Source organism: Mycobacterium sp. ENV421, assembly GCF_002887815.1.
GTDB lineage: Bacteria > Actinomycetota > Actinomycetes > Mycobacteriales > Mycobacteriaceae > Mycobacterium.
Map to the genome: position 1 here is coordinate 1 of NZ_PDHO01000059.1, position 11,411 is coordinate 11,411.

The following is an 11,411-nucleotide window of genomic DNA, read 5'->3' on the forward strand; positions in this document are numbered from 1 at the left end:
TCGCTGGACCCCGCGGATACTCAGCTGATGGTCGAAAGTGTTGTGCGCCTGTCACTCAGCCACATCGTCATGCCCACGATGACGACCGCCGATGCCGCGCGGGACCTGGCGCGAGTGGCGTGCCGGTGCCTGGGTTTCCCCGACACCCACGCTTGACCCCATCGCCGAGTCAGTTCGCGCCTGTCAGCGGTTTCCTTCCCGGCGCGCCATCTCGGCCAGCATCGCGTTGTAAGCGGTCAGGTCGGCGTCGTCGTCGCGCTCGGCGGCGCGGTCGAGCCGCTTGGCGGTGCGCCGGTCACTTCGGCTCCACTGGATGAGCAACGCGATCATCACCACCACGAGCGGGATTTCGCCTGCCGCCCAAGCGATTCCGCCGCCGAGATGCTGATCGGCGAGCAGGTCGGTATGCCAGCTCAGCTTCAGCGAACGGTAGAAACTCTCCCCCAGCACCTGATCCATGCCCATCATCACCACGCCGAAGAACGCGTGCAGCGGCAGCGAGGCGAACACCATCGCGATCTTGGCCACCGCAGGCAACGGGCGTGGCGTGGGGTCGACGCCGATGACCACCCAGTAGAAGAGGTAGCCGCTGACCAAAAAGTGCAGGTTCATCAGGACGTGCGCACCGTGCAGGCCGGCCGCGGCGTCGAAGATGCCGCCGAAGTAGAGGCCGTAGAACCCCGCGACGAACACGATCGTGGCCACCACCGGGTGGGTGAAGAATCGCGACCACTTGCTGTGCAGACCGTCGAGCAGCCATTCGCGCGGCCCGGGCGGGTTGCCCTTACCCGCGGCGGGCAGCGCCCGCAGCGCCAGCGTCACCGGTGCGCCGAGCACCAGCAGGACCGGAATCAACATCGACAGCAGCATGTGCGCCGTCATGTGCACGCTGAACATGGCCGGCATGTAGCGGCCCACACCCGAGGACGTGGTGAACAGCAGCGCCGCGCAGCCCAGCAACCAGGCGAACGTCCGGCCCGGCGGCCACGAGTCACCGCGACGGCGTAACCGGAGCACGCCGGCCAGGTACACCGCGGCGAACACGAGTGCCGCCGTGCCGAAGACCAGGTCGAAGCGCCAGTCCAGCAGAATCCGCGCGACGGTCGGCGGCCCGGCCAGGTCATAGCCGATCCCGACTTCGGCCGGTGACGGGTCGGCCACCAGCGGAGGCGGCGGCGGGGTGCGGCCTAGACCCACCGCGATGCCGAACGTGAGGCCGAAGACGAGGGCCTCCACCGACGCCAGCCGGACCAGCACACCGCGGGCCTGCGGGTCGGCCTGCAGCGTGGCGACCGGTCCGCGGCGTTGCCGCCACCCGATAGCGCCAAGTACGCACAGCGCGGCGATCTTGGCCACCACCAGCCAGCCGTAGTCCGTGGCGAACAGGTCACCGAGCCGAATCCGGATAAAGGCGTTGATCACGCCGGAGAGCCCCATCGCCACGAAACACCAGAGCGCGACCGCGGAGAATCGCCGCGCCGCCAGGTCGGCGTGCGCGCCGCCGCGTAGCGCATGCACCAGCAGGGCCAGCAGCCCGCCTGCCCACACCGCACCCGCGAGCAGGTGGATCATCAGGCTGTTGGCGCCGACGTCGTGGGATCCGCCGGCCGAGGAGTGCCCGGTCAAGCCGAGCGGCACCAGCGTGATCAGCGATCCGGCCAGCAGCAGCGGCATCCACGACCAGCGCAGCACCGCCCGGCCGGCGAGGGCGACGGCCAATGCCAGGAACGCGGTCCAGCGCCACGCCCCTGCGGTGTCGACCAGACCGGCCACCGACCACAGCTGCACCGGGTTGAGGTGCTCGCGCAACGGCTGACCGGAGACGTCGGAGACGGTCAGCGGGACGAGCAGCGCCGCGCAGACCGCCCACGCCCCGGCGGCGGCAACCCCGATCCGCAGCGCGCGGTAGCCGGCGACGTCGAGCACTCCGCTGTCCTGCGGTGGGACGAAGAACGTCGCGAACAGGAACGAGCCGACCGCCAGAACCGCCGCGATCTCGCCGGCGGCCTGCACGAACGGCAGGCCCAGCGTGGTGACGGGCCCGGGATCGGGCAGGCCGGTCGCGGTCAGCGCGTCGGTGAGGGACAGCGCGCCGATGCCGGCGGCGGTGATGCCGGCCAGCAGGGCCACCATCGACAACACCGGCCAGACCGCGCTGTGGCGGACGGCGGGCGCAGGCATCGTTTCAGCGTATGGCTATTCGCGCTGCCTGAGCTCACGGGCATAGAACTGGGCGCTGGACAGCTCGTGGATGCGGTCCATGTCGGTCAGGATGCTGCGCAGTTCGTGTAGGAAAGCCGCTCGCCGCTCCCGCAGATCGGGGCCGGCCTGCAGCAGATTCTGGTCGGCCACGACCTGCCGCGCCGTCGTGAACAACAGCGCCGACACCGACTCGTTGCTGCGGATTCGGCCCTGGGCTGCGTACTGGGCGCCCACGCCGAGGGCCATCTTGATGAGCTCCTTCTCTTCGACGTCGCTCGGTGCATCACACAGCACGTCGGCGACGATCGTGTAAGCCTCGATGAACGGTCGCAGCATGGCGTGCGCCATCAACGGCTTCTTGTCGCGCAGCAGGTTGTCCACCGCGTCACCGCCCGCGGCGACCTGGACCTCCCAATCGCGTTGCCACGACATCTCTTCGGCGAGGTGCTCGCGGAAGGCCGCTGAATCGGCGAAGTAGAAGTCGAACTTCAACAAGTCGCGCAGTCGCATCGCCTGATCCCAGAACACCTCCACGCGGTCGCCGTCGGGTGCGCGGCCGGCATGGGCCAGCGCCAGTTCGGCGATCGACGTCTCCAGGAACGCGTGGATCAGGGTGTTGCGGTAGAAGGCCGCCTCGTGCTCGTGCTCCGGCGCGATCCGCCACACCGGCTCGTGACCGCCGTCGACCCGGGTCACCGGATGACCGTTCGACAACGCGTCGACCGCGGCCCGCACCCCGTCCGGCGTGCGTAGCCGCAGTGCACTGTTGGTGACCGGATTCTGTTTGCGCTCAAGGTAATCCAGCGAGTCCTGCAGCGTGTGGTGCAGCTGGTTGAGCGTCAACGCCCGACCGCGGGTGGTGAGCAGCAGCGCCGACACCAGGCCGCTGGCGTTGATCGGTGTCACCCGCAGAATCCGCCAGGCCACCTCGAAGGCCATCTTCTGCATGGCCAGCCGTTTGGCGGCCTCGTCCGAGGCGATCGAGCCGCCCGGTTCGCCGAGGTATTGGCGCATCGACACCGCTTCGGGGAAGCGGACGTAGATCTTGCCGTAGTTCCGTTCGCCCTGAGCCTTGATGAACTTGTACAGCCATTCGGCGCTCTCCGGCGTCTTCTCGCCACCCCGGGCGTAGGCCGCGTATTCGGTGGTCTCGTGCAACTGGTCGAAGCTGATCGAGACCGGTTGCAGCAGAATGTCTTCACTGCGGCCGTCCAGATAGGCGTCGGCGACGTAGGCCAGCAGTCCGAGCTTGGGCGGCAACATCTTTCCGGTGCGTGACCGGGTGCCCTCGATCGACCAGCTGAGGTTGAATCGCTTCTCGACGATATAGCCGACGAACTGCCGAAGCACGTACTTGTAGACCGGGTCGTCGAGCTTGCGGCGCAGGAAGATCACGCCGGAGCGGCGCATCAGCGGGCCCATGAAACCGAACGAGAGGTTGATCCCGGCGAACGTGTGGGCCGGCGGAAGCCGGTTCTCCTGCATCGCAACCGGGACGATGACGCCGTCGAGGTAGGACCGGTGCGACCACAGCAAGACCGCCGGATGGTCTTCCAGGCCGCGCCGCATCGACTCGATTTCCATGTTGTCGTAGTCGATTCGGGGATCGAATCCCCGGCTGAAGATCGCTCGCCCGAGGTTGGGGATCAGGTCGACCGAGAACCTGCTCCAGCCCGTGGCGAGCTCGTTGAGCATCTCCTCGGCTTTGGCGGGGTCGGCGTCGGGGATCTTCTCCAGGCCCTCCATGAATCGCGTGGAGGACATCAGTTCGTCGGTGATCAGTTGTGGCGACTTGTATTCCGGGCCCAGCAGCCGCAGCTCCATCCGCTCGATCGCAAGCCTGGCGCGGCGCAGCACGAAGCGCGCGAAGTCCCGGGGGCTGTCGCCGACGGTGTTCTCGTGCCATTGCTGGCGCAGCTCGGAGACTTTCGCCGGTTCGCCGGCGACGATGCGCGCGCGGGACGGATCGCGGCGAAGGATTCTGCGCTGCAGCACTTCTGGCGGTCGGTAGGTGTCCCGCCCGGAGATCAGGCCGACGACCTTGACCCGGGTGGGCAGTCCGCCGGGCACCCAGAACACCCGCACCGGGACGACCAGCCTGTCCTCCCCGACGCCGAGTTCTTCGACGAGTTGGGCCACCACACCGGGCGGCGGATCACCGGCGGGCAGGCGCAGCACCTCGACCTTGGTGTCGGGGTGTGCTCGCCGCTGCGCATGCAGCCAGTCGTTGAGCAGCTCGAACTCCGCCTTCGACGACACCGATGCCAGCACCAGCGCGTCGTCGGTGGTACTGAAGTCAGCCAAGTGGTCGGTGTGGGTCATCGGCGGCCCTTGGCGCTCGGTGACTGCGACTTGGTGGCGGCCTTTTTGGCCGGCGCCTTCTTCGCTGCCGCCTTCTTGGCGGGCGCTTTCTTGGCAGCCTTCTTCGCTGGCGCCTTCTTGTAGATGTCGTGCACCGGCACCTCGTCGGTCGGCCAGTTCTTCAGCGTGTCCAGATACAGCTGACGAACCCCTTCGATCCGCTCCGACAGGTCGTCCAATGTCCAGTCCGCGACCGAAAGAGGCGGATACACAACGATATCCACCTCGCCGGGATTCATGGTCGAGGAATCCCGGGAGGCGATCACCTGGGCATTGCGGATCACGATCGGCACCACCGGAACGCCCGCGGCCATGGCCAGCCGGAAGGGCCCCTTCTTGAACTGGCCGACGGTCCGGGTGTCCAGCCGGGTGCCTTCGGGCGCGATCATGATCGACAGGCCCTTGGCGACCAGATTCTCGACCTCGTGCATGGTTTCGAGAGCGGCCTTGGGGTCGTCCCGGTCGATGAATACGGTGTCGACCAGCTTGCCCAACGTGCCGACGACCGGGTCGTCCTTCAGTTCCTTCTTGCCCACGCCGGTCCAGTTGTCCCGCAACAGCGACGCCGTGATGACGGGGTCGGCGTTGTTGCGATGGTTGAAGATGAACACCGCTGGCCGCTGCTTGCGGAGGTTCTCTTCGCCGAGGACGTTGAGCTTCACCCCGTTGACGGCCAACAGCAGGTTCGGGAACGCAGTGGTGAAGAAGTTCAGGCCACGCCGACGGCTGCGGGTCAGCGTCCCCCACCAGATGGCACCGGTCGCGGCAGGAACCAGCGCGCCGACGCCGAGCAGTGTGCGCACCTGCCCCATCAGGCCGCCGCTGCCGCGGCTGGAGAACCGCAGGATCGGCCAGCCGCGCCGGCGGGCCACCGCGGCCATCTTGCCTTCGGGGTTGGTCGGCCGCGGGTTGCCGACCAAGTACATCAGCGCGACGTCCTCGTCTCCGTCGGCGTAGAAGTAGGACTGTTTGAGGTCAATGTCGTTGTCGGCGGCGAACTTCTGGACGGCGTTGGCCTTACCGGGGCCCCACAGGATGGGCCGCACCACCTCGCCGGTCAGCACGTCGTTCTCGTCGACCTCGAATCGGTTGGTCAGCGTGCTCTCGATGCCGAGGAAGCGGGCCACCGGCTCGACCTGAAGGGTCAGCGCCGAGGAGCTGAGCACGACGGTGTGCCCGCGCTCCATGTGCGCGTGCACCAGTTCGCGCATCTCGGGATAGATCCGCTTCTCGATCTGTTGCACGAACATCCGGTCGCCGATCTCGTGCAGATCGCTCAATGCGCGTCCCCGCAGGGCCTGCGACGCCTTGGTGATCAGCTCTTCGAATTCCAGCCTGCCGAGCTGATGGTTGAGGCCCGCGGCGATCATCGTGATGAGCTCACCGATTCCCATGTCGCGGCTGCGGAACCGCTCCCGAGTCAGGATGACAGCGGTGAACCCGGCCACCAGCGTGCCGTCCAAATCGAAGAAGGCCCCGATCTGCGGTCCCTCGGGGCTGGCCATCACCTCGGCAACCGAGCCGGGCAGGCGCATCTCCGTTTCACTCATCAGTAGGCCACCGATCCGTTCGGGCTGGGTTGGGCGGAGTCGTTGACGTCATCGGGGAACGATGCGGGCACCACGCGCGGCGGCGGATCACCGGCCAGCGACAGCACCTCATCGAAACCGTCGCGCAGACACTGCGCGAACAGGTCCTCGTCGGTGATCGAGGCGCGGTCGTAGCGCGCGGTGACCGTCGCAAAACCGCCGCGAGAGACCAGTACGACCATCATCGCGACGCCGGGCAGCGGGCCGAGCCCGTACTGCCGCAGCACTTTTGCACCGGCGATGTAGGTGTCGCCGGCGTAGACCGGCACGTTGCTGGCCTGGACGTCGGACGCGATGACCGCGCCACTCATCGCCTCGAGGACTGCGTCGGGCAGCAGCCCGACGACCGGCGCGATGGCGCCCATCAAGTCGATGGCCGCCTCCTCGCGCCGAGAGGTCATCTGTTTGCGAATCTTCTGGATCCGCACTGCCGGGTCGACCACGGCGATCGGCGCGGCGAGGTTGACCCCGGCGAACCGGTTGCCGCCGGCCGGGTCGGCCTCGGCCCGCAGGCTCACCGGCACCGCCATCGGCAGGCTGTTCACCGGCACACCGAGCGCTTCGTGGTAGCGCCGCAGGGCCCCGCACAGCCCGGCGAGGTAGGCGTCGTTGATCGAGCCGCCCGCGGCGTGCGCGGCCGCGCGCAGGTCGGACAGCCGCATTTCGATCGCCTCGCTGCGAGACGACAGGCTGCGCCGGCGCAGCAGCGGCGACGGATCGGCGGCGCGGGCCACCACCCGACGTCCGGAGCGGGCGTAGTCGACGACGTCCCACACGGCCGTGCCGGGATTGCGCACCACGCGGCCAACCACGCCCAGGCCGCCGGCGACGGCGCCGAGCAGCCCACCGACGATGGCACCGGGCAGCTGGTTGATCCCTTCGCGCATCAGGTCATTGGGCGTGAGGTCCTGTGGCACCGGTAGTGGCGGCGCAGGCCGCGGCGCCGGTTCACGTTCGAGGTCGTAGATCTCGGCGAACATCGCGGTGGCGCCGACACCGTCGGTGACGGCGTGACTGAGGTGCAGCAGGGTGGCGGCCTTGCCGCCTTCGAGTCCTTCGACGAGGGTGGCCGTCCACAGCGGCCGCGAGATGTCCAGCGGCGACTGCAGGCTCACCTCAGCGAGGTCGAGCACCTCACGCAGAGTGCCGGGCTCGGGGACGCGGACCCGGCGGACGTGGAAGTCGAGGTTGAAGTCGGGGTCGACCACCCAGCGCGGTGCGGCAGTCGGCAATGTCGGTACCACGACCCGCTGGCGCAGCCGGAGCACTTTGCGCGACGCGTTCTCGAACGCGGTCCGGAACCGGGTCCAGTCCGGGGTGCTATCGAGGATCTCCAGCGCCATGATTCCCGACCGGGTACGCGGATTGGCCTCGCCACGATGCAGCAGCATGTCGAGGGGGCCGAGCTCGTCCGGCAGACCGTTGACGTCGACGGTCCCGCTCATCGATCCCACCTCATCGACACCAACATCCTCCCGCTCCGCGAACGCCCGCGCGCCCCCAACCACGCTAGTCGGCGCGCGGGGGTGGCGGGTCTCGATTGCGAGTCGGTTACCGCCTCACGCCAGGCAGAGCGGCGGCAGCAGAAGCAGCACCGGCCACAGCAGCGCGGCCAATCCGTAGGCGCCGACCTCGGCGCCGGCCGGCAGCACGCGACCGAGCTGGACCTCGAGCTGCTGCACCGCATCGGCGTGGAAGAAACCCCAGACAAGTCCGATCACCAGATAGGGAATGGCAAGCCACATCGCGATTTCGATCACCGCCTCGACCGTCACCTCGTAGCTGAGCAGTCGGCGCAATCTGGTCATCAACTGGTCCACGGCCCCTCCCCCAAATCTGAGAACACAGTTTCTCACAAATGACTCTCCCGGGCCGCCGTACTCGTTAGCATTGGGCCCACTCGGGGCGGGAGGGCATCATGCTGACGAAAATTCGTTCGGCGTTGAACTACAAACTGACGATCGCCGAACTGATCGGCATCAACTTGTTGATCGGGATCCCTTATCTCGCTGTGGGTCTGGTGTGGTCGTCGACCCACACCGATCATCTGCAGTCGATGCGGGGCGCGGACCTGGTGGTGTCGTTTCTGGGGTCGATCGTGTCGTGGCCGGTGCTGCTGGTCGCCAATGTCTGCATGACGTGACCGTTCGGCAGGTCGTGGCGGCCGTCGTCGCGGCGGTGCTGCTGACGTTCGGCCTGCTCGCGCTGCGGTGGCCGGTGTACCTCCCGGACTTCGATCCATGGGGCGTACAGATCAAGTGCGGCAGCGGTTTTAGCTCCGACCTGGTTCAGGCGACGTTCGCGGGTAAAGCCGACCACTGCCAGCACGCGCTGGCGATTCGGCGGGCCTGGGCAATCCCGGTGGCAGCATTGGGCTGGCTGATCGTGATCGTGATCGTGATCGTGGTGCCACTGCTGCGGCCACAAGAGGTCCGCGCGGCGGACTAGTGACACGCCTTCCGTAGCCTCAGCGTTATCTTATTTTTACCTTATTTTTCTTAGAGTTCGTGTACGGTGGGCGGTGCCGCAACGGAAGGAGCCCGCCATGCAGCAATTCGCCCGCGTCGTGTTGATCACTGGTGCATCCCGAGGAATCGGAGCCGAAGTCGCACGCCAGCTCGCCGCACCCGATACTCACGCGATCGTGCACTACCGCGAGAAGGCCGAGCGGGCCAACGCGGTGGTCGACGCCATCCGAGCTGCGGGCGGCAGCGCCACGGCTCTGGCTGCCGACATCACCGACGCCGTCGAGGTCGAGGCGATGATGCAGTACGTCTCCGCACACTCCGGCAGGCTGGATGCATTGATCCTCAACGCGTCGGGCGGAATGGAGATCGGCGCGGATCCGGGATACGCGATGCGCCTCAACCGTGACGCTCAGCGCCGCCTTGCGCTGCTGGCCCTGCCGCTGATGCCGGCCGGCTCGCGGATCGTCTTCGTCACCAGCCATCAGGCCCACTTCTATCCGCACAAGGCGGTGGCGAAGGGATACGGGCGAGTGGCTGCCAGCAAGCGGGCCGGCGAAACCGCCCTCTACGCAATGCGTTCCGAGCTGGACCATGCCGGCATCCACCTCACGGTGGTCTCCGGCGATGGGACCACGGGAGCGCTGCCGACGGTCGAAGGGTTCGCCACCAAGATCGTCAACGCCGCGGTCACCCCGAATCCGTCGACGATCGTCTACGCCGGGGCCGCGGATTACTTGATGACGGTGGCCTGAGCTCAGCTCGCCGAGCCGACTGCGACTCTGTCAGCACCCTCGCGTGCCGCAACATGGCGGCCGTAGACGATGCTCATGAAGCTCGCGACGGCTTCGGCCGCCAGTTGGCAACGCAGCGTCGCAATCGTGTCGAAGGCGTGGTGAGCCCTGGGTAGCTCGGCGTAGGCCACCGTTGCAGGTCCCGAATAACGAAGTGCCGCAACGAAATCACGTGCCTGTGCACTCGGGATGACGGCGTCGCTCTCACCGTGCAGTACGAAGAACGGCGGGGCGTCACGATGGATGCGGTGCATCGGCGACGCGTCGCGGTACACCTGAGGATTGTCTTCCAGCCGGCGCTGAACGACGACGTGCTCGAGCAGCGGCATCATCAGCGGATGCATCTTGTCGGTGGTGGTCAGGTCATAGACGCCGTAATACGGCGCGACGGCCTGCACGCTGGTGTCGGCCTGCTCGAAGCCGGGCTGCAGGCTCTCATCCCCCGCGCTCAGCGCCGCCAGTGAGCTCAGGTGACCGCCGGCCGATCCCCCGGTGATGGCGACGAACTCGGGATCTCCCCCGTACTCGGCGATATTGGCCTTGACCCAGGCGATGGCCCGTTTGACGTCGATGATGTGCGACGGGAACGCGTTGCGCGGGCTGCGGCTGTAATTGATGGTGACGCAGATCCACCCGAGCTCGGACATCCTCGCCATCAACGGATAGGCCTGGCCGCGTTTGTCATTCACCGACCACGCCCCGCCGGGGACCTGAATGAGAACCGGCGCGCGGTACCCCTCGGGAAGATCGGGGCGGCGCCAGATGTCGAGAGTGTTGTTGCGGCCCCGGGGGCCGTAGGAGATGTTCCGGGTGGTGGCCGCGTACCGGCGCCGGTGGTGCATGGCGTCGAGGACGGCAGCGACGTTGGGCCGGTGTCCCGGCTCTTGGTCGAGCGGATGCCGCACCTGGGAGGTGTAGTCCTTGCCGAAGGTCTCCTCCAGCGCCGCGTCGAGCACCTTGTCGGCCTTCTGGACGGCGAGGGCGCAGGCGACCCGCTGCAGCGGCGAGACCGTCGCGAGTGCGTGACCGGTGAGGACCTGGGGCGCGAACTCCGCGTTGAGCCACCCCAGCACCCAGCCGGCCGCGGCCGGTGAGCCGCGCAGCAACAGAGACCCGGTGTGCAAGGCCTGCGTACAACGCGTGGTGACCTGCTCGATTGGACTGCTCATGAGCTACCAGACCCCCTTGTCCTTAGCCCGCCTAACGCGTTTGCCAACCGCGGGTGCGGCGGGGTCTGCGTGTGCCAGTCGTCACACCATAACCCAACTTCGGCTGAACCTGAGGAATTCTCAGGTTCTATTTTTCCGCCACACCGTTTGCCCAGGAAGCCGGACCGGCAAAGTGAACAGACGGTGGCCGCGCGTTGGCCACGAACCTGTCTGACAGGAAACGTCGAGCAATTCACAGGACGATTTGTGAATGCTTCTCGAGGACCCCGCTGCCAGCTTCGCCGGCGGACTGACTGCCCGTGCCGGGCCCGCGTTCCCCGCGGGTCCGCCCGCGCGGCTGACGCGGCCGTTTCCGCGTCCCCCGACGACGCGGCCGATTCACCCCAATGACGCAGCTCAAGCTAGGCAGTTTGCCGAGCTGATGCAGGCCGAGATCGACGATCTCGAGGAACTGATCGCGGTGGCGCAGCACCGCTGGACCAACCGCTGCGACGCCGGCTGGGGTTCCGCTCGGACACCCGAGCCCGTGCTGCGCCTGCGCGAAAAACTCGGGGAAGTGCGCCGTTTGCAGGAGGCGCTGGAGTCGCGCTTCGGCATCGACTGAAACTTCCGCGGAGCTTTGCTCAGGCAGATTTCAATTCACACAGAGCTACACGCGCCCCTTCTGGCAAATCTGCACCGCTAGACTGTCGACGCGCTGCCTCCGTAGCTCAGTCGGATAGAGCAAGGGCCTTCTAATCCCTAGGTCGCAGGTTCGATTCCTGCCGGGGGCGCTGTGTGATGTCCCAGGACATCGGAATAGCTGTGAACCTGCATTAGGTTCACAGCTTT

General features: G+C 67.1%; 10 protein-coding genes, 1 tRNA gene and 2 pseudogenes. 6 read left to right on the plus strand and 7 right to left on the minus strand.

Annotated elements, in window-relative coordinates; all coding sequences use genetic code 11:
• Positions 1 to 3: 3 nt before the first annotated feature.
• Positions 4 to 156, plus strand: a complete 153-nt coding sequence (locus tag CRM90_RS31505) for a hypothetical protein (protein WP_353617001.1) — start codon at positions 4 to 6, stop codon at positions 154 to 156.
• Between the two features lie 27 nt (positions 157 to 183).
• Here the strand turns inward: CRM90_RS31505 and CRM90_RS28485 are convergent, their stop codons facing one another.
• The 6 genes and pseudogenes from CRM90_RS28485 to CRM90_RS28505 form a co-directional block, all read right to left on the minus strand.
• On the minus strand, positions 184 to 2,181 hold the full coding sequence (locus CRM90_RS28485) for a bifunctional copper resistance protein CopD/cytochrome c oxidase assembly protein (RefSeq protein ID WP_102810235.1): 1,998 nt from the start codon (positions 2,179 to 2,181) through the stop codon (positions 184 to 186).
• Positions 2,182 to 2,196: 15 nt separating this feature from the next.
• Entirely contained in the window at positions 2,197 to 4,524 is a 2,328-nt protein-coding gene (locus tag CRM90_RS28490; protein ID WP_102810236.1) for a glycerol-3-phosphate 1-O-acyltransferase, read from the minus strand.
• 29 nt (positions 4,525 to 4,553) lie between these two features.
• Positions 4,554 to 4,703 (minus strand): annotated as a pseudogene (locus tag CRM90_RS31615) (hypothetical protein); the annotation flags it as partial.
• A 150-nt stretch (positions 4,704 to 4,853) separates the two neighbouring features.
• Positions 4,854 to 6,113: pseudogene (locus CRM90_RS28495) on the minus strand (HAD-IB family hydrolase/lysophospholipid acyltransferase family protein); the annotation flags it as partial.
• Positions 6,113 to 7,597, minus strand: coding sequence for a wax ester/triacylglycerol synthase family O-acyltransferase (locus tag CRM90_RS28500; RefSeq protein ID WP_102810237.1), 1,485 nt, complete (start codon positions 7,595 to 7,597; stop codon positions 6,113 to 6,115). The pseudogene CRM90_RS28495 and the gene CRM90_RS28500, both read right to left, overlap by 1 nt.
• 114 nt (positions 7,598 to 7,711) lie before the next feature.
• Positions 7,712 to 7,972, minus strand: a complete 261-nt coding sequence (locus tag CRM90_RS28505; RefSeq protein ID WP_370506009.1) for a hypothetical protein — start codon at positions 7,970 to 7,972, stop codon at positions 7,712 to 7,714.
• 98 nt (positions 7,973 to 8,070) lie between these two features.
• Between CRM90_RS28505 and CRM90_RS28510 the strand changes: the two genes are divergently transcribed.
• From CRM90_RS28510 to CRM90_RS28520, 3 genes are all read left to right on the plus strand, one after another.
• Positions 8,071 to 8,295, plus strand: a complete 225-nt coding sequence (locus CRM90_RS28510; RefSeq protein WP_102810238.1) for a hypothetical protein — start codon at positions 8,071 to 8,073, stop codon at positions 8,293 to 8,295.
• Positions 8,292 to 8,600, plus strand: a complete 309-nt coding sequence (locus CRM90_RS28515; protein ID WP_102810239.1) for a hypothetical protein — start codon at positions 8,292 to 8,294, stop codon at positions 8,598 to 8,600. The genes CRM90_RS28510 and CRM90_RS28515 overlap by 4 nt, the downstream gene beginning before the upstream one ends.
• Before the next feature lie 97 nt (positions 8,601 to 8,697).
• The gene (locus CRM90_RS28520; protein ID WP_102810240.1) at positions 8,698 to 9,372 is read left to right on the plus strand and encodes an SDR family oxidoreductase; all 675 of its coding nucleotides are present in this window, start codon (positions 8,698 to 8,700) and stop codon (positions 9,370 to 9,372) included.
• Positions 9,373 to 9,374: 2 nt separating this feature from the next.
• Here the strand turns inward: CRM90_RS28520 and CRM90_RS28525 are convergent, their stop codons facing one another.
• Complete coding sequence (locus CRM90_RS28525; protein ID WP_102810241.1) at positions 9,375 to 10,580, minus strand: alpha/beta hydrolase; 1,206 nt, start codon at positions 10,578 to 10,580, stop codon at positions 9,375 to 9,377.
• A gap of 250 nt (positions 10,581 to 10,830) precedes the next feature.
• Between CRM90_RS28525 and CRM90_RS30400 the strand changes: the two genes are divergently transcribed.
• Together CRM90_RS30400 and CRM90_RS28535 are read left to right on the plus strand one after the other, a co-directional pair.
• A complete protein-coding gene (locus tag CRM90_RS30400) occupies positions 10,831 to 11,184 on the plus strand; it encodes a hypothetical protein (protein ID WP_142391484.1) in 354 nt (117 codons plus the stop codon).
• Positions 11,185 to 11,279: 95 nt separating this feature from the next.
• Positions 11,280 to 11,353, plus strand: a tRNA-Arg gene (locus CRM90_RS28535).
• The last annotated feature ends 58 nt before the right edge of the window (positions 11,354 to 11,411 follow it).